Genomic DNA, 24,622 nt, shown 5'->3' on the forward strand with positions numbered 1-24,622 from the left:
GATCAGCCGGTGTTGCGCAGGCCGGCCGCGATCCCGTTGATCGTCAGGTGAATCCCGCGGCGCAGCCGCGCGTTCGTGTCGCCCGCGCGGTGACGCTTGATCAGCTCGACCTGCAGGTGGTTCAGCGGATCGAGATACGGGAAGCGGTTCTTGATCGAGCGCGCGAGCAGCGGGTTGGTCGCGAGGCGGCCTTCGTGCCCGGTGATTTCAGCGAGCGCCCGCGACGTGCGCTCCCATTCCGCGACGATCCGCTCGAACACGTGCTTGCGCAGCTTGCGATCGGGCACGAGCTGCGCATAGCGCGACGCGACCGCGAGATCCGTCTTCGCGAGCACCATGTCCATGTTCGACAGCAGGTTCGAGAAGAACGGCCAGGTCTTGTTCATCTTCTTCAGCAGCGTGACGCGTTTCGCGCGTTCGGCGTCGTCCCCGGCGCCGTCGAGATACGCGCTCACCGCGCTGCCGAAGCCGTACCAGCCGGTCAGCAGCAGCCGGCACTGGCCCCACGAGAAGCCCCACGGAATCGCGCGCAGATCCTCGATCTTGCGCTGCTTCGGATCCTGCAGCTTGCGCGACGCCGGGCGGCTGCCGATATTCAGCTCGGCGATCTCGGTGATCGGCGTCGACGCGAAGAAGTAATCGGTGAAGCCCGGCGTTTCGTAGACGAGCGCGCGGTACGCGGCCATCGCCGAGTCGGACAGCGTCTGCATCGCGGCCTCGAACGCCGGCAGTTGCGCCGGTGCGTTCGACTGCGGCAGCAGCGACGCCTCGAGCGTCGCGGCGACGACCGTCTCGAGGTTGCGCCGGCCGATCGACGGGTTCGAGAACTTGCTCGCGATCACCTCGCCCTGTTCGGTCAGGCGGATCTGGCCGTTGACGGTGCCCGGCGGCTGCGACAGGATCGCCTGGTAGGTCGGGCCGCCTCCGCGGCCGACCGTACCGCCGCGCCCGTGGAACAGCCGCAGCGTGATCTTGCGCTCGCGGAACAGGTCGACGAGCGCGAGTTCCGCGCGATACAGCTCCCAGTTCGACGTGAGGAAGCCGCCGTCCTTGTTGCTGTCCGAGTAGCCGAGCATCACTTCCTGCTCGGCGCCCTGGTGCGCGATCAGCGCGTCGATGCCCGGCAGCGCGAAGTAGTCGCGCATGATGCGCGACGCGTCGCGCAGGTCGGGGATCGTCTCGAACAGCGGGATCACCATCAGGCTGTTCTTCGCGTCGCTGCCCGGCACGCCGAGCGTGCCTTCGAGCAGGCCCGTCTCCTTCTGCAGCAGCAGGACTTCGACGAGGTCGCTGACGGTTTCCGTATGCGAAATGATGTAGTTGCGCACCGCACGCGCGCCGAATTGCGCGCGGACCTCGCGCGCCTTCTCGAACACGCCGAGCTCGCTTTGCGCGAGCGCCGAGTATTCGATGTACGGCGAGCGCAGCGGGCGCGGATCGGCGAGCGCGGCGAGCAGCACGCGCAGCTTGTCTTCCTCGGCGAGCGCCGCATAGTCGGCCTCGACGCCCGCGCGCGCGAACAGCTCGGCGACCACCGCCTCGTGGATGTCGGAACTTTGGCGCAGGTCGATGCTCGCGAGATGGAAGCCGAACACTTCGGCCGCGCGCACGAGCGGCGCGAGGCGCGGCGCGGCGAGCGACGCGCCGTGGTGTTCGTCGAGCGATGCGGTCAGCACCTTCAGGTCGGCGACGAACGCTTCCGAATCTTCATACGGGACCGCACGCACGGGCGGCGCGCCGCGGCCGGCGCTGCGCACCGGCACCGTACCTTCGCCGAGACGCACGCGCGCGCTCGCGGCGAGCCGCGTATAGATGCCGATCAGCGCGCGGCGATACGGTTCGTCGACGCGGTGCGGCGACTGGTCGGGCGACGCGGCCGCGAGCGCCTTCACCGCGTCGTTCGCGCCGACCAGCAGGTTCGACACCGACAGCTCGGCGCCCAGCTTGTGCACCTGTTCCAGATAGTGTTCGAGGATCACCGCGGCCTGACGGTTGATCGCCTCGTCGAGCGTCGCGGCGGTCACGTTCGGGTTGCCGTCGCGGTCGCCGCCGATCCAGCTGCCCATCTGGAAGAACGCGGGCACGCGGGCCGACAGGCCGTGCTCGGCGAGCGCGGCCTCGATGTCGCCGTACAGCGCGGGCAGTTCGTCGAGGAACGTCGCGCGGTAGTACGACAGCGCGTTCTCGATCTCGTCGCCGACCGTCAGGCGCGCGTCGCGCAGCATGCGCGTCTGCCACAGCGCGGTCACGCGCGCGCGCAGCATCGCCTCGTTGTACTGGCGCTCGCGCGCGGTCAGCTCCTGGTCGCGCTCGGCGAGCAGGCGCGCGATGTCGTGCTGCGCGTCGAGGATGCTCTTGCGCTGCACTTCGGTCGGATGCGCGGTCAGCACCGGCACGATCAGCGCATCGTCGAAGAAGCGCTGCAGCAGGCGCTTCGACGCGTTGCCGGTGGTTTTCAGCTGGTCGAGCGCGTATGCGACCGTGCCGGGCTGCGGCGCGGAGCCGGCCAGCGCGTGGATGCGGCGGCGGCGGTTGTGGTGGCGGTCTTCCGCGATGTTCGCGAGGTGCGAGAAATAGCTGAACGCGCGTACAACGCTCACCGTCTGCTCCGGCGTCAGCTTGCGCAGCTTCTTCTCGAGCGTCTGCGCGGCTTCGCTGTCGTCCTCGCGGCGGAACTTGACCGCGGTCTGGCGGATCGTCTCGACGACGTCGAACACCGTATCGCCTTCCTGTTCGCGCACGACGTCGCCGAGCAGGCGGCCGAGGAAGCGGATGTCCTCGAACAGCGGGCGGTCCTTGTCGTCGCGCGCGCGGGTGCCGGCCTTCGGCGCGACGGCGTCGCGGGCCGCGGGGCCGGCGGCTTTCGTCGTGCGTTTTGTCTGACGTATCGCGTCTTTCGGTTTCGTTGCCGTTGGTTTCGTTGCCGCTTTCGCACGGCCGTTCGCGGCGGTGGCGACGGTGTCCGTCGAGGCGTCGGAGGAGGACAGGGCAGCATTGCGGCGCGCCGTACGCGCCGATCCGGAAGACTTCACGATGGGTTTCCTTGGGAAAGCTCGAGTCAAAAGGAACTGCGGAAACTGCGGGAACTGCGGTCAAGCAACCAGCTACGTGCGGCACATCCGCGCAACGGCGCCGCGACCCGCACGGAAGCAGGCCGGGCGCAGGCTCCGGGCCCGGGCGGGCCGGAGCGTGCGTGCTACCATTGTTCGATCTTCAATCCCGTCCTTCGATGTTCCAGCAATGAATTCCGAGACCCCCGCGGCCGGGCCGCAACAACCACGACCGCCCGCGACGTTGACGATTGCTTCGCGCGAGAGCCGCCTGGCGATGTGGCAAGCCGAACATGTGCGTGATGCGCTGCGCAAATTATATCCAGCTTGTGACGTGAAAATCCTCGGGATGACGACGCGCGGCGATCAGATTCTCGATCGCACGCTGTCGAAGGTCGGCGGCAAGGGCCTGTTCGTGAAGGAACTGGAAGCCGCGCTGGCCGACGGCCGCGCCGATCTCGCGGTGCATTCGCTGAAGGACGTGCCGATGGCGCTGCCCGACGGCTTCTCGCTCGCCGCGATCATGGCGCGCGAAGACCCGCGCGACGCCTTCGTGTCGAACGACTACGCGTCGCTCGACGCGCTGCCGGCCGGCGCGGTCGTCGGTACGTCGAGCCTGCGCCGCGAAGCGATGCTGCGTTCGCGCTATCCGCATCTCGAGGTCCTGCCGCTGCGCGGCAACCTCGACACGCGCCTAGCGAAGCTCGACCGCGGCGACTACGCGGCGATCATCCTCGCGGCCGCTGGCCTGAAGCGCCTCGGCCTCGAAGCGCGGATCCGCGCGCTGCTCGACGTCGAGGCGAGCCCGCCCGCGGCCGGCCAGGGCGCGCTCGGCATCGAGATTGCCGCGCATCGCGACGACGTCGCCGCGTGGCTCGCGCCGCTGCACGACACGCAGACCGCGCTCGCGGTCGAGGCCGAGCGGATGGTGTCGCGCGCGCTCGGCGGCAGTTGCGAGGTGCCGCTCGCCGCGCACGCGGTGTGGCGCGCGGGCGAGCTGTACCTGACGGGCCGCGTGTCGACCACCGACGGCAAGCGCGTGCTGACGGCCGAGGAGTGCGGCGCGGTCGTGACCGTCGCCGATGCGCTCGCGCTCGGCCGCGCGGTATCCGACGAACTCGAGGCGCAAGGTGCGCTCGACATCGTCCAGGCGCTGCTCGCGAGCTCGCAGGCCGCGGGCAAGGGCGACGCCTGATGGCGGGCGGCGCGCGCGCGTTCACCGCTGTCCTGACGCGTCCGGACGGGCAGTCCGATGCGCTGGCGTCGCAACTGGCCGACGCCGGCTGCGACGTGCTCGAATTCCCGCTGATCGATATCGCGCCGGTCGACGATCCGGCGCTGCTCGACGCCGCATTCGCGGCGCTGGCCGACTACGCGCTGGTGATTTTCGTGTCGCCGAACGCGATCGACCGCGCGCTCGCGCGGTACGACACGATCTGGCCGAACGCGCTGCCGGTCGGCGTGGTCGGGCCCGGCAGCGTCGCGGCGCTCGCGCGTCACGGCATCGCGGCGCCCGCGCATCGCGTGATCGCGCCGCAAGCGCCGGCCGATGGCGGCATGCCCCATTACGATTCGGAAAGCCTGTTCGCGAGCATCGAGGCCGCGTTCGGCGGCGCGCAGGCGCTGGCGGGCAAGCGCGTGCTGATCGTGCGCGGCGACGGCGGGCGCGAATGGCTCGCCGAGCGCTTGCGCGAGGCCGGTGCGGACGTCACGCTCGTCGCGGCCTACCGGCGCGTCGTGCCCGAGCCGCGCGTCGGCGCGTGGGAGCGCGTGCACGCGCTGCTCGACGGCCAGCCGCACGCATGGCTCGTCACGAGCTCGGAAGGCGTGCGCAACCTGCACGAGCTCGCGCGGGCCCATCTGAACGATGCCGAGATCGACGCGCTGAAGCATGCGCCGCTCGTGACGCCGCACCCGCGGATCGAGCAGACCGCGCGCGCATTGGGTTTTGATAGGATTACGCTGACCGGCGCGGGCGATGAGCGCATCGTCCGCGCGTTTCGAACGATGGCCGACGAGGCCGTCCAACCGGCGACAGCCGTACCGGTGACTAAACGCATGACAGATACCAACGATTCCAAAAGCGTCGCTTCCCAGCCGGCCGCTGCATCCGCACCGCCGTCCAGCCCTCCTTATCTCGCGTCCGAGCCGCGTGCGCGCCGCGGCGGCAGCGCGGTGCTGTGGCTCGTCGTCGTCGTGCTCGGCTGCGCGGCGGGTGTCGGCGGCTACGCGCTGAACCGCAAGATCGACCGGCTCGACGGCACGTTCGTCGTCCGTCAGAAGGCGCTCGACGCGCAAGCGGCCGAAACACGGACGAAGACCGAGCAGGCGCTCGCCAGCACGCACCAGGTCGACACGCAGCTCGCGCAGCTCGACGGCAAGCTCGCCGATGCGCAGAGCGCGCAGCAGGCGCTGCAGCAGCAATACCAGGACCTGTCGCGCAACCGCGATGCGTGGATGCTCGAGGAAGTCGACCAGATGCTGTCGAGCGCGAGCCAGCAGCTTCAACTGACCGGCAACACGCAGCTCGCGCTGATCGCGCTGCAGAACGCCGACGCGCGTCTCGCGACGTCGCAGAGCGCGCAGGCCGTCACGGTGCGCAAGGCGCTCGCGCAGGACATCGAGAAGCTGAAGGCCGCGCCGGCGGCCGATCTCACCGGGCTCGCGATCAAGCTCGACGACGCGATCGCCAGGATCGACGCGCTGCCGCTGTCCGGCGAGGCGATCGTGCCGCACGCGGCGCCGAAGGCCGCGCCGGCCGACGCCGCGTCGTCTGCCGCCGCCGGCGAGCCGCGCTGGAAGGTGTGGTGGCACGGCTTCTCGGCCAGCCTCGGCCAGCAATTGAAGGGCCTCGTGCAGGTGCGCCGGATCGACAACGCGGACGCGATGCTCGCGTCGCCCGACCAGGGCTACTTCGTGCGCGAGAACGTGAAGCTGCGCCTGCTCACCGCGCGGCTGTCGCTGCTCGCGCGCAACGACGGCGCGATGAAGGCCGACCTGCACGCCGCGCAGGCGTCGCTCGCGAAGTATTTCGATCAGGCGTCGAAGGACACGCAGACCGTCGAGGATCTGCTCAAGCAGGTTGACGGCGCAGCGCTGACGGTCGCGGTGCCGAACCTGAACACGAGCCTGAACGCCGTTCAGCAGTTCAAGAGCCGGGGGTAACGATGACGCTTCGAGGAATCGTCTGGCTCGCGATCCTGTTCGCGATCGCCGCGGCGCTCGCCACCGTCGGCCGTTTCGACGCGGGGCAGGTGCTGCTCGTCTATCCGCCGTACCGGGTCGACGTGTCGCTGAACCTGTTCGTGATCGCCATCGTCGTGCTGTTCATCGTCGTGTACGCGCTGCTGCGCATCGTGCGCAACATCTGGCGCATGCCGCAGCGGGTCGCCGCGTATCGGGCGCGTTCGCGCAACGAGAAGGCGCAGGCGTCGCTGCGCGATGCAATCTCGAACCTGTACGCGGGCCGCTTCTCGCGTGCGGAGAAGGCCGCGCGCGAAGCGCTGGCGGTCGACGCGAACCTGGGCGCCGCGAGTCTCGTCGGGGCCACGGCCGCGCACCGCATGCACGAGTACACGCGCCGCGACGAGTGGCTGTCGAAGGTCGACGCGCCCGAATGGCAGGATGCACGGCTGCTCGCCGCGGCCGACATGCGCGCGGACGCCCGCGACGCGGACGGCGCGCTTGCCGCGCTGGCCGACATGCAGGCCGGCGGCAAGCGCATTCATGCGCAGCAGGTCGCGCTGCGGGCGCAGCAGCAACTGAAGAACTGGGCCGAGGTGCTGAAGCTCGCGAAGGCGCTCGAAAAGCGCGAGGCGCTGCATCCGGCCGCGGCCGTGCGGCTGCGCCAGCAGGCGGCGGAAAACCTGCTGCGCGAACGCCGGCACGACGCGGACGCGCTGCTCGAGGTATGGCAGTCGCTGTCGACGGTCGAGCGCCAGTCGCCGCGCCTGGCCGATCTCGCGGCCGAGCTGCTCGTGCCGCTCGAGCGCCGCAACGAAGCGCGCCGCATCGTCGAGGACGCGCTCGCGCACAACTGGGATGCGCGCCTGCTGCGCCGTTACCCGGACACGGCCGGCGCCGATGCGCTGCCGCTGATCCAGAAGGCCGAGGGCTGGAAGAAGGATCATCCGGAAGATGCCGACCTGCTGTTCGCGCTCGGCAGGCTCTGCCAGCAGCAGCAGCTGTGGGGCAAGGCGCAGTCGTTCCTCGAATCGGCATTGAAGCTGGCCGACAACGAGGCGCTGAGAGTGCGTGCGCATCGTGCGCTCGCCCGCCTGTTCGAGCAGCTCGGCGAAACCGACAAGGCCGCGAAGCACTACCGCGAAAGCGCGCTGGCGATCACCGTGGTGTGATGCGGCGCTGCGGTACACGCCCCGAATGCCGATCGGCATTCGGGGCTTTTTTTCGTCCGTCGTGGGGCCGCCGGGACGCAGGATGCCGTCATCCGGCCGGTGCGGGCCTGGCCTGCCCGGAATCGAAAACGCCCCGGCGGCCGGACGATGCCGGCCGTCGGGGCGATCTCGCGAGCACCGGCCATCGATCGGCGTATTCGGTCGTTCGCGGTGCGCCGTTACACGCCGCGCATCACTTGTCGACGAGCCGCTTCGGCACCGACAGCGCAAGCAGCCCGCCGAGCACGAGGAACCCGGCCAGCATGTACATGCCCGCATCGTTGGTGCTCGTCGCCTGCTTGAGCCAGCCCATCAGGTACGGGCTCAGGAAGCCCGCGAGGTTGCCGATCGAGTTGATCATCGCGATGCCGGCGGCGGCGGCCGTGCCGCCGAGGAATGCGGTCGGCAGGCTCCAGAACAGCGGCAGCGTCGTCAGGATGCCGATCGTCGCGAGCGTGAGGCCGAGCATCGCGAGCGCGGTTTGGTGCGCCCAGATCACCGACAGCACGAGGCCGAGCGCGCCGATCGCGGCCGGAATCGCGAGGTGCCAGCGGCGTTCGCGGCGCTTGTCCGCGCTGCGCGCGATCAGGATCATCGCGACCACCGCGGCCGCATACGGCACCGCCGACAGCAGGCCGATCATGACCGTGTCGGTCACGCCGGTTGCCTTGATGATCGTCGGCAGCCAGAAGCCGACGCCGTAGAGCCCCATCACGAACGAGAAATAGATCAGCGCCATCAGCCAGACACGCGGGCTCGACATCACGGCGCCGAGCGGCAGGTCCTCCTTGGTGGCTTCCTCCGCGTCGACGTTGCGGGCGAGCAGCGCCTTTTCTTCGTCGGTCAGCCACGTCGCCTTCGCGATCCGCTCGTCGAGCGTGAAGAACACGAGCACGCCGGCGAGCACCGACGGAATGCCTTCGAGCAGGAACAGCCATTGCCAGCCGTGCCAGCCGCTCACGCCGTCGAACGCCTTCAGGATGAAGCCCGAGATCGGCCCGCCGATCACGCCGGACAGCGCGACTGCCGTCATGAAGAACGTGGTCATCCGGCCGCGCCGGTGCGCGGGATACCAGTAGGTGAGGTAGAGGATCACGCCGGGGAAGAAGCCCGCTTCGGCGACGCCGAGCAGGAAGCGCATCACGTAGAACATCGCGGGCGTCGTGACGAACATCGTCAGGATCGAGATCACGCCCCACGTCGCCATGATGCGGGCGATCCACACGCGGGCGCCCACCCGGTGCAGGATGATGTTGCTCGGCACCTCGAACAGGAAATAGCCGAAGAAGAAGATGCCGGCGCCGAGCCCGTACACGGTATCGCTGAGGTTCAGGTCGCTCGCCATCTGCAGCTTCGCGAACCCGACGTTCACGCGGTCGAGATACGCAACCACGTAGCACAGCAGCAGGAGCGGCACGAGCCGCCACGACACCTTGCGGTAGGTTGCTTCCTCGAATGCGCCGGACGATCCCGGCAGCGACTGCGTCGATGTTGCCATGTTGTCTCCTGTCGACCCGGGCTGACGCTTGAGCGGTTACCTGGATCCCATGCCGTGCGGTCGATCGAAGGCCGCGCTCGGGCGCGTGCCTGGATTCGATGCACCGCTGTCCTTGTAGTGGGCCGGAGCAGGCGCGGTGGTGCCCGATCCGGTTTCGTGCGAAGCAATACGGGCTAACCGTATGGCCCGGTGCGACTAGATGCAGCGCCCGCCGTCGACTTCGAGGCACACGCCGGTGATGAATTCGGCTTCGTCGGACGCGAGGTACAGCGCGGCGTTCGCGATGTCCTGCGGCGTCGAGAAACGGCCGAGCGGAATCGTCGCGAGAAAGCGGCGGCGATTTTCCGGGGTGTCCTCGCAGCCCATGAACTCGGTCATCAGCGCGGTTTCGCCGAGCACCGGGTTGATGCAGTTCACGCGGATGCGATCGGCGCCGAGCTCGGCCGCGAGCGATTTGCTCGCAGTGATCATCGCGCCCTTCGTGCTGTTGTACCAGACGAGGCCCGGGCGCGGCCGCACGCCGGCCGTCGACGCGACGTTCACGAACACGCCGCCGCCCTGTGCGCGGAAATACGGGACGAAGGTCTGCACGCACCAGAACAGGCTCTTCATGTTGACCGCGTACACGCGGTCGAATTCGGCTTCCGTCACGTCGAGCACGGGCTTGTTGCGGTGCGTGGTGCCCGCGTTGTTCACGACGATCTGCACCGCATGGAAATCGTCGAGGGCGGCCTGCAGCAGCGCGCGCCAGTCGTCCTCCTTCGACACGTCGCCGGCCACCGCGATCGCCTTGCCGCCCGCGAGCGCGATCTCGCTCGCGACGCGCTCGGCCGCCGCGCCGTTGAGATCGTTGACGACGACGTTCGCGCCTTCGCGCGCATAGGTCTTCGCGATGCCTTCGCCGAACCCCGAGCCGCCGCCCGTGACGATGGCCGTCTTGCCGCTCAACCGCATGGTGTGTCTCCTGTGTTTGTCATGAGAGTCGTCGTGTGCCGCGTGCCGCGCGTTCAGCCGTGCCGGATCGCGATCGTCTTCAGCGCGGTGAAGCCGTACAGCGCCTCGAAGCCTTTCTCGCGGCCATGGCCCGAATGGCCGACGCCGCCGAACGGCAGCTCGACGCCGCCGCCCGCGCCATAGTTGTTGATGAACACCTGCCCCGCGCGCAGACGCCGCGCCAGCCGCATCTGGCGTGCGCCGTCGCGTGTCCAGATGCCCGCGACGAGGCCGTACGGCGTGCCGTTGGCGAGCGAGACGGCTTCGTCCTCGTCGACGAAACGCATCGCCGCGAGCACGGGACCGAACACTTCTTCCTGCGCGAGCCGGTGCGACGGCGGCACGTCGCGCAACAGCGCGGGCGCCTGGTAGAAGCCGGTTTCGGGCGCGTCGGCGACGACCTGCCCGTGCGCGGCCATCGGAATGCCGTCGTGCTGTGCGTCGGACAGGAAATCCCACACGCGTTGCTGCTGCTTCGCGTTGATCAGCGGGCCGCAATCGAGATCGGCGCGGCTCGGGCCGACGCGCAGCCCGTTGAACGCGGTGGCGAGGCGCTCGACGAGCGGCTCGTACACCGCGCGCTCGATCAGCACGCGGCTGCCGGCCGAGCAGGTCTGCCCGCCGTTCTGCACGATCGCGGACACGAGCACGGGCAGCGCCGCGTCGAGATCGGCATCGGCGAACACGAGTTGCGGCGACTTGCCGCCGAGTTCGAGCGTGACCGGCACGTGGTTCTCGGCCGCCATCTGCGCGACCAGCTTGCCGGTGGCCGGCGAACCCGTAAACGAGATATGGTCGATGCCCGGATGGCGCGCGAGCGCGGCGCCCGCTTCGTGGCCGTAGCCGGTGACGATGTTGAGCGCGCCGGCCGGCAGCCCGGCCTCGGCGGCCAGCTCGGCGACGCGCAGCACGGACAGGCACGCGTCCTCGGCCGGCTTGACCACGCATGCGTTGCCGGCCGCGAGCGCCGCGCCGACGCTGCGCCCGAAGATCTGCATCGGGTAGTTCCACGGCACGATATGGCCGGTGACGCCGTGCGGCTCGCGCACGGTCAGCACCGTGTAGCCGGCCTGGTAGGGGAGGGTTTCGCCGTGCAGCTTGTCGGCGGCGCCCGCGTAGAACTCGAAGTAGCGCGCGAGCGCGGCTGCATCGGCGCGCGCCTGCTTCAGCGGCTTGCCGGTGTCGCGCGCCTCGATCGCGGCGAGTTCCTCGAGATGGTCGGCCACGCGTGCCGACAGCCGCATCAGCACGCGTCCGCGTTCGGCGGCGCTCGCCGCGCCCCACGGGCCTGCGAACGCGTCGCGGGCCGCGGCGACTGCGCGCTCGATGTCGGGCGCCGTGCCGCGCGCGATCGTCGCGAATGGCTGGCCGTCGGACGGATCGACGACCGCGATGGTTTCCAGTTGCGCGGGCAACGTCCATTCGCCCGCGATGAAGTGCTTCGCTTCTTCCATGTCTCCTCCTGTCGACCCGAGTTAGCGCTTTAGCGCTTACTCGGGTCCCATGGCGTGGTTGGGTGGAGTTAGCGCTTCAGCGCTTACTCCACCCCCACGGCGGTCGACCCGAGTTAGCGCTTTAGCGCTTACTCGGGTCCCATGGCGTGGTTGGGTGGAGTTAGCGCTTCAGCGCTTACTCCACCCCCACGGCGGTCGACCCGAGTTAGCGCTTTAGCGCTTACTCGGGTCCCATGGCGTGGTTGGGTGGAGTTAGCGCTTCAGCGCCTACGTGGATCCCATGCAAAGCCGTTTGCGCTTCGGCACTTTACCCGGCTTCCGTGCCGTGTGGTCCACGCACACCGCCGCCGGCTCGACGGCCGGACATCCGGAACGATTATCGCGCCGATCGTCATCCGGACGCCACCGGTCGATTGGCTATAATGGCGCATTCCTTTTTGGGGGGCGCTGCGGCGGTGCATCGGCCGCGGCGCCCTGTCCCGAATTCCCATCGACCTACAGAGAGTGCTCATGAGCTTCAATCATGTTCCGGCCGGCAAGGACCTGCCGCAAGATTTCAACGTGATCATCGAGATTCCCGCGCAAAGCGATCCGGTGAAGTACGAGGCGGACAAGGAACTGGGCCTCCTCGTCGTCGACCGCTTCATCGGCACGGGCATGCGCTACCCGGTGAACTACGGCTACATCCCGCAGACGCTGTCGGGCGATGGCGATCCGGTCGACGTGCTGGTGATCACGCCGTTCCCGCTGCTGGCCGGCTCGATCGTGCGTTCGCGCGTGCTCGGCATGCTGCAGATGACCGACGAGTCGGGCGTCGACGCGAAGCTGGTCGCGGTGCCGCACGACAAGATCTGCCCGATGACGGCGAACCTGAAGACGATCGACGACGTGCCCGAGTACCTGAAAGACCAGATCAAGCACTTCTTCGAGCAATACAAGGCGCTCGAGAAGGGCAAGTGGGTGAAGGTCGAAGGCTGGGCCGGCATCGAAGCCGCGCACAAGGAAATCACCGACGGCGCCGCGAACTACAAGAAGTAAGCGGCGTGCCGGCCGCTGGCCGGTGCGTACGGAGCGCAAACCGCGCGTGTCTCGTCAGGAGGCCGCGCGGTTTTGTTTTGCGCGGGCGGTTTTCCGGCTGGCGGACGCGGAGACAGGCGAGGGCGTGGCCGGTGCTTTCTTCGCGCGTTTCGCGCGGGGCGGGGCAATGGACGGAGGGATCGCTTCGGCGGTTTTCGTGGCCGAGGAACGGCGGCGGGCCGGTGCGGCGGCGTCTTCGCGTGTCTTCGCGGCGGGTTTGCCGGCGGCGGCTGGCGCCTTCCCGTTTGACGACGCGGAAGGCGGCTGGCCGGTTTTCTTGACCGGTGTGCCACGCGCCGAGGTCCTTTCAGCGGCTGCGCCGTCGGTTTTTGCGCGTTTCGCGTCCGGAGCGGCTTGATTTGCTTTCGTCGACTTCGACGCTTGTTTGCCCTTCGCAGGCTTCGCCGTCTTCGCGGTGTTTGCAGACCCGACAACTTTCCCGGCCTTCACCTTTTTCCCGGCAACCTGTTCCGTTGCAGTCGTTTGCGCCGCATCGTCGACGTTTTCCGCCTTTCCCTTCTTCCGCCCGCGCGCCGTCGCCTTCGTCCCCGCCGTGTCGCCGCTCTCCTCGAGCGTGATCACCACCGGCACCACCGATTCGAGCGTCCGCAACCCAGCCGCCAACTCGCGCTTTTTCGCGGGCGTGAGCCGCTTCACCCAGTATTCGGCGCGCGACGCGCTCGACCGGTCGGGCAGCGGAAACGACGCGAGCACCGCGCGCGGCTTGCGCGAGCGCGTGTAGCGCGCGCCCTTGCCGGACGCGTGTTCGTCGAAGCGCGCGGCGACATCGGTCGTGATGCCCGTGTAGACGCTGTCGTCGGCGCATTCGATCAGATACAGAAACCAGGACATGGCGGGGCGGCGGGATGCGAAGCCGCCAGTGTCTCAGAATTTGCGCGTGCTCCGGTGCGCGACGTGGGGCGACGTGATACGGCTCGCCGTCAGGTACCGCGCCGGAACGGATCGTGTTCGCGCAGTTCGTCGACGTACGCGTGGATATGCTCGGTCTCGCGTTCGAGAAAGCGCGCGACCGCATCGGAAAACGCCGGATGCGCGAGCCAGTGCGCGGAATGCGTGACGGTGGGAAGGAAGCCGCGCGCGAGCTTGTGCTCACCCTGCGCGCCGCCTTCGAACGTGTCGAGCCCGGCCTCGATGCAGAATTCGAGCAACTGGTAGTAGGCCGTTTCGAAATGCAGGCAGGGCACGTGCTCGATCGCGCCCCAGTAGCGGCCATACAGCGTGCCGCCGCCGTGCTCGCCGCGCCGGTACACCGCGAGCGCGCTCGCGATCGGCTGGCCGTCGGCTTCCGCAATCACGAGCAGCAGGTTCTCGGGCATCGTCGCGCCGATCGTGCGAAAGAAGTCGAGGTTCAGGTACGGGCTCGAATAGTGCTCGCGGTAGGTCTGCCGATAGCAGCGCGAGAAGAAGCGCCAGTCGGCGTCGGTGATTTGATCGCCGGCGAGCCGCCGGAACGTCACGCCCGCGTCGTGTACCTTGCGCCGTTCCGCGCGGATGTTTTTGCGCTTCTTCTGCTCGAGCGTGCCGAGGAAATCGTCGAAGTGGCGGTACCCGTCGTTGAGCCAGTGAAACTGCACGCCCTCGCGCAGCATCATGCCCATCGATTCCAGCAGCCGCGCTTCATCGCCGGTCGGGAACAGCACGTGCAGCGACGACACGTCGCTCTGCTCGGCGAACGCGAGCAGCGTGGCCGCGAGCCGGCGGCGCGCGTCGTCGCTGGCCGCGAGCAGCCGCGTGCCCTGCACCGGCGTGAACGGCACCGCGCACAGCAGCTTCGGGTAATAGGGCAGGTTGTTGCGCTGGTACGCGTCGGCCCATGCCCAGTCGAACACGTATTCGCCGTACGAATGCTGTTTCGCGTAGACGGGCGCGGCGGCCGCGAGCCGGCCCGTGTGCGTGTCGGTCAGCGTGACGAAGTGCGGCGACCAGCCGGTGTCGTCCACCGCGCAGCGCGCGACGTGCAGCGCGTGGAGGAATTCGTGGCGCAGGAACGGCGTGGGCTGTGCGTCGCGCGCGAGCAGCGCGTTCCATTCGTCGGCCGGCACCTCGGCGGGGGACGACAGGATGCCCGTGCGATAATCGATGCGTTCGTGTTTCAAGCGTGAATCCGTACCGTTGGATGTTGCCGGATGCGGGCCGTCGCGGCCCGCGCCCGGATCGATTTCGTCAGCCGTTCAAGGCGCGCCGCCGGGCTGCGCCGCTCCCGCCATGAAGACCCGACTCGCTCTCGCCCAGATCAACGTCACCGTCGGCGATTTCGCCGGCAACGTCGCGCGCATCGTCGCGGCCGCGCGCGCCGCGCACAACGATGGTGCGCAACTGATGGTCGCTCCCGAACTCGCGCTGTCCGGCTATCCGCCGGAAGACCTGCTGCTGCGGCCCGCGTTCTACGCGGCGGCGGCCGCCGCACTCGATGCGCTCGCCGACGCGCTGAAGGCGTTCGACGGGCTCGCGGTGCTGGTCGGGCATCCGTTGCGCGGTGCGGGCAGGGGTGCGGGCAGCGGACCGGGCAGCGCGTCAGCCGTCGATGGTAATGCAAACCGCCCGATCGAGCGCGGCGTGCCGCCCACCGATACCTTCAACGCGGTGTCGCTGATCGTCGGCGGCGAGATCGTCGGCACCTACCGCAAGCAGGATCTGCCGAACGCCGAGGTGTTCGACGAGAAGCGCTACTTCGCGACCGATACCGAGCCGCTCGTGTTCGAGCTGAACGGCGTGAAATACGGCGTGATCATCTGCGAGGACGCATGGCATGCGTCGGCCGCGCAGATCGCGAAGGCGGCCGGCGCGCAGGTGCTGCTGATCCCGAACGGCTCGCCGTACCACATGAACAAGGAAGCGGTGCGCATCGACATCCTGCGCGCGCGGATTCGCGAGACCGGGCTGCCGATGGTGTACGTGAACCTGGTCGGCGGCCAGGACGAGCTCGTGTTCGACGGCGGGTCGTTCGTGCTCGACGGCGAGGGCGCGCTCGTCGCGAAGATGCCGCAGTTCGACGAGGGGCACGCGATCGTCGAATTCGACGGCGCGCGGCCGCTGCCCGGCGCGATCGCGCCCGAGCTGTCGACGCATGCGCAGGTGTATCGCGCGCTCGTGACGGGCGTGCGCGACTACATCGGCAAGAACGGCTTTCCCGGCGTGCTGATCGGGTTGTCGGGCGGCGTCGATTCGGCGTTGGTGCTGGCCGTCGCGTGCGATGCGCTCGGGCCCGAGCGCGTGCGCGCGGTGATGATGCCGTCGCGCTTCACGGCCGACATCTCGACCACCGATGCGGCGGAGATGGCGCGGCGCGTCGGCGTGCGTTACGACGAGATCGCGATCGCCCCGATGTTCGATGCCTTCCGCGCCGCGCTTGCCGATGAATTCGCGGGCCGCCCCGAAGACGCGACGGAGGAGAACATCCAGGCGCGCATCCGCGGCACGCTGCTGATGGCGCTGTCGAACAAGTTCGGCTCGATCGTGTTGACGACCGGCAACAAGAGCGAGATGGCGGTCGGCTACTGCACGCTGTACGGCGACATGGCCGGCGGCTTCGCGGTGATCAAGGACATCGCGAAGACGCTCGTGTACCGGCTCTGCCGCTATCGCAACGAAACGACCGACTACGGGCGGCGCGACGTGATCCCCGAGCGGATCCTGACACGCGCGCCGTCGGCCGAACTGCGCGAGAACCAGACCGACCAGGACAGCCTGCCGCCGTACGACGTGCTCGACGCGATCATGCGGATGTACATGGAAGAAGACCGGCCGCTCGCCGAGATCGTCGCGGCCGGCTACGCGCAGGCCGACGTCGAGCGCGTAACGCGGCTCATCAAGATCAACGAATACAAGCGCCGTCAGGCGCCGATCGGCATCCGCGTCACGCACCGCGCATTCGGGCGCGACTGGCGCTACCCGATCACCTCGCGCTTCACCGAACGGCTCGATTGAGCGGTGCTGGGCCGGATGCGGCCCGCCGGCTTACAATCGGGATCGCGATTTTTCACCCAAACGAGCATTGAGGGACAACCATCATGAAACGCATCACCGCCATCATCAAGCCGTTCAAGCTGGACGAAGTCCGCGAAGCGCTCGCCGAAGTGGGTCTCACGGGCCTGACCGTGACGGAAGTGAAAGGCTTCGGCCGCCAGAAGGGCCATACCGAGCTGTATCGCGGCGCGGAATACGTCGTCGATTTCCTGCCGAAGATGAAGATCGAGGTGGTCGTCGCGGAAGCGCAGGTCGATCAGGTGATCGACGCGGTGATCGGCGCGGCGCGCACCGGCAAGATCGGCGACGGCAAGATCTTCGTGTCGGACGTCGAGCGCGTGATCCGCATCCGCACCGGCGAAGAGAACGAAGCGGCCGTTTGAGCGCCGCGTCCGCGCCGTTCGATCACTTCCCGGCCGCTTCGGCCGATCGGGCAGCGGGTCGCACGCATCCGCCGCTCAAGAAAAAACGGTGCGGATACCCGGTTGGGTACCGCACCGATACGCGCCTCTCGCAGCAGCGTGGAAAACGTTGTCGAATCGTTCTTTGACGGCGCCTGATCAGAACAGGTGCTGGATACCGGCGTAGACGCCGGTCTGGCTGCCGCCCGGATGCGGGTTGCCGGTCGACACGGCGGTGCCTGCATTGTTCGCGTTCAGGCCGAAGTTGGCCGTCGAGCTGTTGCGCACCGTGGCGACCTGGACGTCGAACAGCGTGCGCTTCGAGATGTTGTACGAGCCGCCGACCGTGTAGATGTTCGCGTTGCCGCCGCCGTGGTTCGCGTTCACGTGATACACGGCCGCGATCAGCGCCGCTGCCGGCGTGGCTTGCCACGTTACGCCGCCCCACACCTGTTGCGTACCGGTCACGCCAGCGTTCGCTGCCGGGCCGCCGCTGCCGTCGGCGCGCGATGCCTGGTAAGCCGCCTGAACCTTGAACTGGCCGAGGAACACGTTCACGCCCGCGAAGTATTCACGCGAGTAGTTGAACACGTCCGAGAAGCGGCCGTTGCTGTCGCGCGTTTCGTCGTAGATGCCGCGCAACTGGAACAGCGAGTTCGTATAGGTGACCTGACCGCCCATGGCACGGCCCGGCGCGCCGGCCGTCGTGTTGCCGTTGAAGCTGGTCGAGTTCGAGAACGAGAACTGGCCGTAGAAGTCGAGGCCGTAGACCGACGGCGACTGGTACGACACGTTGTTGCTGGTCTTGTTCCAGTTGCGGCCGCGCACCAGCGAGGCCGTCGACCAGGCCGACTGGCCGAACGGGTCGAAGTCCCACACGCCGTTGGCGATCGCGAGTTCGCGACCCAGCAGCAGCGTACCGTAGCGGTCGTTCGAGATACCGACGGTCGCGAAACGATCCCAGATCGAGCCGCTCGTGCCGAGGCCGCCGTTCATCGTGTTGAACGCGCCTTCGAGGTGGAACAGGATCTTGTTGCCGCCGCCGATGTCCTCGCTACCCTTCAAGCCCCACAGGCTCGTGCCCCAGTCGCCGCTCTCCGCACGGTAGCGATGGCCGTCCTGCAGGCCGTTCATGTACTCGAGGCCGGCATCCAGGCGGCCATACAGCGTGACGCTGCTCTGCGCGTGCGCCGTCACCACCCCAGCAGCCATCAGCGCGGCCGCGACCAAAGCTTTCTTCATCATCTCCTCCATACCCTGTCAAAAAGTCAACCCAGACTGCACGAGATGCCCGGAGCGCGAGCGCCGGGCAAAAGCGGGATAACCAGGGAGACCTCGTGCAGGGCCGGTAAGCGCGGCACGCGGGCAAGCAGACGGAAAACCGTTGAGCGGTCCCGCGCAGCCGGGTCGGCCTGCGGGGTCTCCTTGTTGTGTCGTGAAGCTAAACTACATTTCACGAACTTCGTTTTGCTACTTTGGTTACTAATTTAGCAAAAATACAATTTTGTGGCGACGGAAATCGTTGTTTGACTAACCGCTGTCGCCAAATTGCCATGCAACACGGTGCGCGACAAGTGTCCCAAGGGTGCTCGATTACCGGAAAACCCTTGTGCCACAAGGGAAACGTGGTTTCCGCGGGCGTGGGTCAAGGATTGCCACTATTGACGTTGCCAGGGCGCCGGCGTAAGCGCGAAAGTCGCGAAATTGGTAAGTATTTCGTAATGATTCGGGCGATTGCCGCCATCGCCGGTCGACGCCGGGAACGCCCGTGCTGCCGCGTGCCGCGCTCAGTCCGGGCTCGGTCGCGCGTCGAGCAACTGCGCGCGAATCCAGCGGTGCGCATCGGTGCGCGCATGCTTCGCGTGTGAGTAGACCTTCACCGTGTAGCGGGGGATCTCGAACGGCGCGGGGAAGATGCGGATCGGCGCCGCGTGCCGCAGCGCCTGCGCGGCGCGGTTCGGCACGGTCATCAGGAGTGCCGACTCCGCGATCACGAACGGCGCGGCCAGCACGGTCGGCAATTGCACGGCCACGTGCCGCGCGAGGCCGAGGCGATCGAGCACGTAGTCGACGACGCCGCGCGACTCGTTCCACGGCGTGACGACGACGTGGCGAGCCGCCAGATACTGGTCGAGCGTCAGCCGGCGGCGGATGTCCGGATGCGCGGCGCTCGCGATCACGACGTAGTCGTCGGAGAACCAGTCGAAATCCTCGATGCCCGGCGCGTCGGCCGCCGATTCCTCGTGGTAGCCGAGCGCGAAGTCGATACGGCCGGCCGCGAGCTCGTCGACGGAAATCTTGCGGTCCGAATGGACGACGCGAATCCGCAGGTGCGGCGCCACGTGCTGGATGCGGGCCAGGAACGCCGGCAGTACCGCGAACGCCGTGTAGTCGGTCGCGGCGAACACGAACGTGCGGTCGCTGTGCGCCGGATCGAAGCGGCGCGCGCGGGCGAGCCCCTTCGACATCGCATCGAGCGCGTCGCCGACCCACGTGGCGATGTCGTCGGCGCGCACGGTCGGCTGCATCTCGTTGCCGAGGCGCACGAACAGCGCATCGCCGATCGCGTCGCGCAGCCGCGCGAGCGCGTGGCTCAACGCCGACGGGCTCAGCGCGAGTTCGTGCGCGGCCGCCGCGACCGACCGGTGGCGGTACAACGCGTCGAACACGAGCAGCAGGTTCAGGTCGAGGCGGCGCAGATCGGGATGCATCATGTTCAGGTCTGGATGAAGAAACTGCACTTCCTGCAGGCACGGCGCGAACGTAGCATGACGGTTCGAACGGCGCCAGTGCGGTTGCGCGGCGCCGCTTGTCCGTTTCCCATCCGGGCCGGAGGAGGGCTCAACCCGTGCAAATCGATATTCGCTCCGCGACCGTCGCCGACGTGCCGCTGATCCTGCGCTTCATCACCGAACTCGCCGTCTACGAGAAGGCCGAGCACGAAGTCGTCGCCACGCCCGAATCGCTCGAACGCAGCCTGTTCGGCGAAGGCTCGCCGGCGCGTGCGCTGATCTGCGAGGTCGACGGCGAGCCGGCCGGGTTCGCCGTGTATTTCTTCTCGTATTCGACGTGGCTCGCGCGGCAGGGGCTGTATCTGGAGGATCTGTACGTGTCGCCGCGTTTTCGCGGCGCCGGTGCGGGGCTGCAATTGCTGAAGGCGCTCGCGCGGGTCGCGGTCGAGTCGGGCTGCGGGCGTTTCGAATGGAGCGTGCTCGACTGGAACGAGCCGGCGATCCGCTTCTACGAGCGCGTCGGCGCGGCGCCGCAGAGCGAATGGGTGCGCTACCGGCTGGCGGGCGACGAGCTGCGCGCGTTCGCCGACGGCGCGCCGGTGAGCGCCGCGTGACGGGTAAACGCAAAACGGGCGCCGCGCGGCGAACCGCGGGGCGCCCGTTCGGGCGTGGCGGGTGACGGGCGTTACTTGAGGCTGCCCGACAGGAACGCGCGCAGACGCTCGCTCTTCGGATTCGCGAGCACCTCGGCCGGCACGCCTTCCTCCTCGACGCGGCCCTGGTGCAGGAACATCACGTGATTCGACACGTTGCGCGCGAAGCCCATCTCGTGCGTGACGACGATCATCGTGCGGCCTTCCTCGGCGAGCTTCTGCATCACCTTCAGCACTTCACCCACCAGCTCCGGGTCGAGCGCGGAGGTCGGCTCGTCGAACAGCATCACGTCCGGATGCATCGCGAGCGCGCGCGCGATCGCCACCCGCTGCTGCTGGCCGCCCGACAAATGCGACGGATACTGCTTCTCGACGCGCGGCGCGAGGCCGACCTTCTCGAGATACTCGCGCGCACGCTCCTCGGCTTCCTTCTTCGGGATACCGAGCACGTTCACCGGCGCTTCCATCACGTTCTCGATCACGTTCATGTGCGACCACAGGTTGAAGTGCTGGAACACCATCGACAGCTTGGTGCGCACGCGCTGCAGCTGCTTCGGATCGGCCGCGCGCAGCGCGCCCGTCTTGTCGAGCGCGGTGCGCACTTCCTCGCGATCGACGAAGATGCGGCCCGCGTTCGGCTGCTCGAGGAAGTTGATACAGCGCAGCATCGTGCTCTTGCCGGAGCCGGACGAGCCGATCACGCTGATCACGTCGCCCGAGTTCGCCTTCAGCGACACGCCTTTGAGCACCTCGTTGTCGCCGTACCGCTTGTGGAGATCGTCGACGAAAAGCTTCTGGGTCTGGGAGTTCATCAGTAATCCTGCGAAAACTTACTTGCCTTGCGGGCGCAGATACGCGAGCCAGCGGCGCTCGGCCTGGCGGAACAGCCACACGAGCGTGAACGAGATCACGAGGTAGAGCAGGGCGGCGATGCCGAACGCGTGGAACGACATGTAGGTCGCCGAGTTCACGTCGCGCGCGATCTTCAGGATGTCCGGCACGGTCGCGGTGAAGGCCACCGTCGTCGCGTGCAGCATCAGGATCACTTCGTTGCTGTACAGCGGCAGCGCGCGGCGCAGCGCCGACGGCAGGATCACGCGGCGATACATCGTGAACGGGGACATCCCGTACGCGCGCGCGGCCTCGATCTCGCCGTACGACGTCGCCTTGATCGCGCCCGCGAAGATTTCGGTGGTGTACGCGCAGGTGTTCAGCGTGAACGCGAGCAGCGTGCAGTGCATCCCGTCGCGGAAGAACGCATCGAGCATCGGCGTGCCGCGCACGGCCTGCAGGCTGTAGAGGCCCGTGTAGCAGAGCAGCAGCTGCACGTAGAGCGGCGTGCCGCGGAACACGTACGTGTACAGCCACACGGCGCCCGACAGCCATTTCTTCTTCGACACGCGCGCGACCGCGAGCGGCACCGACAGGCAGAAGCCGAGGCCGATCGACACGACCAGCAGCCACAGCGTGATCGCGACACCGGTGATGCGATAGCCGTCGGTGTACAGATAGTTGCGCCAGTATTCTTGGATGAGTTCGATCATAGGTCAGCCTTGCGGACACCGGTCGAGTAGCGCTTTTCGAGCCACATCAGCACGAAGTTCGAGATCGTCGTGATGGCGAGGTAGACGGCGCCCGCGATCAGCGTGAAGAAGAAGAACCGCAGCGTGCCCTTGCCGGCGTCCTGCGACGCCTTCACGACGTCGGCCAGGCCGATGATCGACACGAGCGCGGTCGACTTCACGAGCACCTGCCAGTTGTTGCCGATGCCCGGCAGCGCGAAGCGCATCATCTGCGGGAACATGATCCGCGTGAATACCTGCCAGTTCGTCATCCCGTAGGCGCTGCCGGCCTCGAGCTGGCCGCGCGGCACGGACAGGAACGCGCCGCGGAACGTCTCGGTGAAGTACGCGCCGTAGATGAAGCCGAGCACGAGCACGCCGGCGAGGAACGGGTCGATGTCGATCTGGTCCCAGCCGAGCGCGTCGGTCGCCATGTTCAGCCAGATCTGCAGGCTGTAGAACAGCAGCAGCATCAGCACGAGATCGGGAACGCCGCGGATCAGCGTCGTGTAGACGGTGCCGACGCCGTTCGTGACGCGGTTGCGCGACAGCTTCGCGCCGGCGCCGAGCAGCCCCAGCAGGAACGACAGCGCAAGCGAAAGCACCGCCAGTTTGACGGTTTGCCAGGTGCCGGCGAGGATCAGCGGGCCGTAGCCTTGTAGAAACATATGGGGTCCCTGGTGTGGTCCCTGGGGGCGCACGCCGTGCGCCGCGAAAGACGCGCCCGCCAAGCTGCGCGGAACGCCCCGTGCGTATCATGACCGTCCGCCCCGGCAACGGTACCGGGCTCGCCCGTCGCGCGAGCGGCGGGCAAGGGGGCGGGCGGCGCGTGGTTGACTGCCTGTACTGCGCGGACGCGAGGCCGCCCCCGCATCCGCTGCTTCTTCTTGTCCGCGTTCAGCGGGCCGGCGCCGAATAGACGCTGAACGAGAAGTACTTGTGCGACAGCCGGTCGTACGTGCCGTCCTTGTGCATGTCGGCCAGCGCCTGGTTGATCCTGAGCTTCAGGTCGGTATCTTCCTTGCGCAGGCCGATCGCGGTGCCGTCGCCGATCGTCTTCGGATCCTTCACTTCCGGCCCGGCGAACGCGAAACCCTTGCCGCGCGGCGTGCGCAGGAAGCCGTAGTCGGCCTGCAGTTCGTCCTGCAGCGTCGCGTCGAGGCGGCCCGTGCCGAGATCGGCATAGACCTGGTCCTGGTTCTGGTAAGGAACGATCGTCACGCCCTGCGGTTCCCAGTACGCCTTCGCGTACGATTCCTGCGTCGAACCCTGCTCGACGCCGACGCGCTTGCCTTTCAGCGACGCGACCGTCGGCCGCAGCGGCGAGCCGGCCTTCGCGATCATCCGTGCGGGCGCGTCATACACCTTGTCGGAGAAGTCGATCTGCTCGCGGCGCTTGTCCGTGACCGTCAGCGACGACACGATGACGTCGTACTTCTTCGCTTTCAGCGCCGGGATGATCCCGTCGAGATCCTGCGCCACCCACACGCATTTCACGTTGATCCGCTTGCAGATTTCCTTGGTGAGATCGACGTCGAAACCGACGATCTCGCCGCTCGGCGCGGTCGACTCGAACGGCGGGTAGCTGGCGTCGACGCCGATCCGCACGGTCTTCCACTCCTTCGCGAAGGCGCTGCCCGCCACGAGGGCGAGGGCGGCGCACAGGGCGGCCTTCTTCATTTCCATCCTTCTGTTGCTGACTTTCCGGGGGCGCTCGCGGCCGGTCGGACCGGGCGCCGCGGCGTATTCTAGACGGCCAAAAATCGCCGATAGGCGCTCTGGCGTGGGCGGCCGCCTCGAGGGCGAACGCCAAAAGGGCGGTATTTTACCCGAACGCGATACCCGGAAAACGGCAATCCGGCGCGATCGACCGATTCCTCGATTCGGCTGTTGCGGCAGTCGTGGCATTCGCAACGAATATTCGGGCAATTGGTGGCGTGCTTGCAACAATGAGGTGCATTGGCGGCGGATTGTGGCGCGTTCGGCGTCCCCCTACAGTGGAGGTAAACCCGAACAGAACACCTGCGCCCCCGAGCGTCCACCTCCATGTTCCAGATCCTGCGCGCCGAAGACCGCTGGCACACGCGCCACGGCTGGCTCGAATCGAGTCACAGCTTTTCATCCGCCTGCCGCACCGGGCATGAGCCCGCGCCGGTGCGTCCGCCCGTCGGCGCGTTGTGCGTGCTGAGCGAGGACCTGATCGCGCCGACGCGCGGTTTCGGGATGCAGCCGCGCCGCGACGTGGAGATCGTCACTTACGTACTGGATGGCGTGCTTGCGCACCGCGACAGCCTCGGCTGCGGCGCGATCGTTCGAACCGGCGGAATCCAGCGGATGAGCGCCGGCACGGGGCTTGTGCACAGCGAAACCAACGCGTCGCGCGACCGGCCGCTGCACCTGTTGCAGATCTGGCTGCAGCCGGCCGGGCGGGGCGGGCGGCCCGATTACGAGGCGCGGCGTTTCGCCGACGACGAGAAGCGCGGCCGGTTGAGGCTCGTCGCGGCGCCCGACGGCGGCGACGGCGCGCTGTCGATACGGGCGGACGCGCGCATCTTCGCGGGGCTGATCGACGGCGACGAGACGACGGCGTTCGACGTGCCGGCCGGGCGCAGCATCTACGTGCACGTGGCGCGCGGCGAGGTCGAGGTCAACGGCCGCGCGCTGGCGGCCGGCGACGGCGCGCGGATCGGCGGGGCGGACGCGGTGGCGTTCGCGCGCGGCCGGCTGGCCGAGGTGCTGCTGTTCGACGTCGCCTGAAACGAAAAAGGGGACGCAGGCCGATGCCTGCGTCCCCTTCGGCGCCGCTGCGCAACGCGGCCCG

Annotated in this window: 20 protein-coding genes; 8 read left to right on the top strand and 12 right to left on the bottom strand. The window is 68.0% G+C overall.

Going from position 1 to position 24,622, the window contains the following annotated elements; all coding sequences use genetic code 11:
* Positions 1-2 precede the first annotated feature (2 nt).
* The gene (gene ppc, locus C5F75_RS05730) at positions 3-3,032 is read right to left on the bottom strand and encodes a phosphoenolpyruvate carboxylase (RefSeq protein WP_099316710.1); all 3,030 of its coding nucleotides are present in this window, start codon (positions 3,030-3,032) and stop codon (positions 3-5) included.
* Positions 3,033-3,240: 208 nt separating this feature from the next.
* Here ppc and hemC point away from each other — a divergent pair, with 208 nt between their 5' ends.
* The 3 genes from hemC to C5F75_RS05745 are packed head-to-tail and all read left to right on the top strand — an operon-like array spanning position 3,241 to position 7,405.
* A complete protein-coding gene (hemC, locus tag C5F75_RS05735) occupies positions 3,241-4,245 on the top strand; it encodes a hydroxymethylbilane synthase (RefSeq protein ID WP_104011962.1) in 1,005 nt (334 codons plus the stop codon).
* Positions 4,245-6,215 carry a fused uroporphyrinogen-III synthase HemD/membrane protein HemX gene (hemDX, locus tag C5F75_RS05740; RefSeq protein WP_104011963.1) on the top strand — a complete coding sequence of 657 codons (1,971 nt, stop codon included), beginning with the start codon at positions 4,245-4,247 and terminating at the stop codon, positions 6,213-6,215. Before hemC ends, hemDX begins: the two co-directional genes overlap by 1 nt.
* 2 nt (positions 6,216-6,217) lie before the next feature.
* Positions 6,218-7,405, top strand: coding sequence for a heme biosynthesis protein HemY (locus C5F75_RS05745; RefSeq protein ID WP_104011964.1), 1,188 nt, complete (start codon positions 6,218-6,220; stop codon positions 7,403-7,405).
* Positions 7,406-7,637: 232 nt separating this feature from the next.
* Here C5F75_RS05745 and C5F75_RS05750 read toward each other — a convergent pair whose 3' ends face one another.
* From C5F75_RS05750 to C5F75_RS05760, 3 genes are all read right to left on the bottom strand, one after another.
* On the bottom strand, positions 7,638-8,942 hold the full coding sequence (locus C5F75_RS05750) for an MFS transporter (protein WP_059576642.1): 1,305 nt from the start codon (positions 8,940-8,942) through the stop codon (positions 7,638-7,640).
* Between the two features lie 195 nt (positions 8,943-9,137).
* Complete coding sequence (locus C5F75_RS05755) at positions 9,138-9,896, bottom strand: SDR family oxidoreductase (protein WP_034208109.1); 759 nt, start codon at positions 9,894-9,896, stop codon at positions 9,138-9,140.
* 53 nt (positions 9,897-9,949) lie between these two features.
* Positions 9,950-11,389, bottom strand: a complete 1,440-nt coding sequence (locus tag C5F75_RS05760; protein ID WP_104011965.1) for an aldehyde dehydrogenase family protein — start codon at positions 11,387-11,389, stop codon at positions 9,950-9,952.
* Positions 11,390-11,899: 510 nt separating this feature from the next.
* Between C5F75_RS05760 and ppa the strand changes: the two genes are divergently transcribed.
* Positions 11,900-12,427, top strand: coding sequence for an inorganic diphosphatase (gene ppa / locus C5F75_RS05765; protein WP_006489643.1), 528 nt, complete (start codon positions 11,900-11,902; stop codon positions 12,425-12,427).
* A gap of 54 nt (positions 12,428-12,481) precedes the next feature.
* On the opposite strand, the gene C5F75_RS05770 is transcribed toward ppa, so the two are convergent.
* Positions 12,482-13,318, bottom strand: a complete 837-nt coding sequence (locus C5F75_RS05770) for a GIY-YIG nuclease family protein (protein WP_104011966.1) — start codon at positions 13,316-13,318, stop codon at positions 12,482-12,484.
* An 89-nt stretch (positions 13,319-13,407) separates the two neighbouring features.
* Positions 13,408-14,583: a GNAT family N-acetyltransferase gene (locus C5F75_RS05775; RefSeq protein ID WP_104011967.1), complete on the bottom strand. Its 1,176-nt coding sequence runs from the start codon at positions 14,581-14,583 to the stop codon at positions 13,408-13,410.
* A gap of 109 nt (positions 14,584-14,692) precedes the next feature.
* Here C5F75_RS05775 and C5F75_RS05780 point away from each other — a divergent pair, with 109 nt between their 5' ends.
* Together C5F75_RS05780 and C5F75_RS05785 are read left to right on the top strand one after the other, a co-directional pair.
* Positions 14,693-16,414: an NAD+ synthase gene (locus C5F75_RS05780; protein ID WP_104011968.1), complete on the top strand. Its 1,722-nt coding sequence runs from the start codon at positions 14,693-14,695 to the stop codon at positions 16,412-16,414.
* A gap of 83 nt (positions 16,415-16,497) precedes the next feature.
* Positions 16,498-16,836 (top strand): P-II family nitrogen regulator, encoded by a 339-nt coding sequence (locus tag C5F75_RS05785; RefSeq protein WP_006398637.1) that lies wholly within the window; start codon positions 16,498-16,500, stop codon positions 16,834-16,836.
* Positions 16,837-17,013: 177 nt separating this feature from the next.
* Here C5F75_RS05785 and C5F75_RS05790 read toward each other — a convergent pair whose 3' ends face one another.
* Together C5F75_RS05790 and C5F75_RS05795 are read right to left on the bottom strand one after the other, a co-directional pair.
* The gene (locus tag C5F75_RS05790; protein WP_059576905.1) at positions 17,014-18,099 is read right to left on the bottom strand and encodes a porin; all 1,086 of its coding nucleotides are present in this window, start codon (positions 18,097-18,099) and stop codon (positions 17,014-17,016) included.
* Between the two features lie 542 nt (positions 18,100-18,641).
* Positions 18,642-19,568, bottom strand: coding sequence for a LysR family transcriptional regulator (locus C5F75_RS05795; RefSeq protein WP_060312129.1), 927 nt, complete (start codon positions 19,566-19,568; stop codon positions 18,642-18,644).
* Between the two features lie 134 nt (positions 19,569-19,702).
* Here C5F75_RS05795 and C5F75_RS05800 point away from each other — a divergent pair, with 134 nt between their 5' ends.
* On the top strand, positions 19,703-20,200 hold the full coding sequence (locus C5F75_RS05800) for a GNAT family N-acetyltransferase (protein WP_059646352.1): 498 nt from the start codon (positions 19,703-19,705) through the stop codon (positions 20,198-20,200).
* A 71-nt stretch (positions 20,201-20,271) separates the two neighbouring features.
* Here C5F75_RS05800 and C5F75_RS05805 read toward each other — a convergent pair whose 3' ends face one another.
* From C5F75_RS05805 to C5F75_RS05820, 4 genes are all read right to left on the bottom strand, one after another.
* The gene (locus C5F75_RS05805) at positions 20,272-21,051 is read right to left on the bottom strand and encodes an ABC transporter ATP-binding protein (protein ID WP_059576624.1); all 780 of its coding nucleotides are present in this window, start codon (positions 21,049-21,051) and stop codon (positions 20,272-20,274) included.
* An 18-nt stretch (positions 21,052-21,069) separates the two neighbouring features.
* Positions 21,070-21,783, bottom strand: a complete 714-nt coding sequence (locus C5F75_RS05810; protein ID WP_059576621.1) for an ABC transporter permease — start codon at positions 21,781-21,783, stop codon at positions 21,070-21,072.
* Entirely contained in the window at positions 21,780-22,469 is a 690-nt protein-coding gene (locus tag C5F75_RS05815) for an ABC transporter permease (RefSeq protein ID WP_006489645.1), read from the bottom strand. The genes C5F75_RS05810 and C5F75_RS05815 overlap by 4 nt, the downstream gene beginning before the upstream one ends.
* A gap of 229 nt (positions 22,470-22,698) precedes the next feature.
* The gene (locus C5F75_RS05820) at positions 22,699-23,481 is read right to left on the bottom strand and encodes an ABC transporter substrate-binding protein (protein WP_059576902.1); all 783 of its coding nucleotides are present in this window, start codon (positions 23,479-23,481) and stop codon (positions 22,699-22,701) included.
* Positions 23,482-23,847: 366 nt separating this feature from the next.
* Here C5F75_RS05820 and C5F75_RS05825 point away from each other — a divergent pair, with 366 nt between their 5' ends.
* Positions 23,848-24,558 (top strand): pirin family protein, encoded by a 711-nt coding sequence (locus tag C5F75_RS05825; protein ID WP_060311938.1) that lies wholly within the window; start codon positions 23,848-23,850, stop codon positions 24,556-24,558.
* The last annotated feature ends 64 nt before the right edge of the window (positions 24,559-24,622 follow it).

Source organism: Burkholderia anthinoferrum, from assembly GCF_002925705.1.
Classification (GTDB): Bacteria; Pseudomonadota; Gammaproteobacteria; order Burkholderiales; family Burkholderiaceae; genus Burkholderia; species Burkholderia semiarida.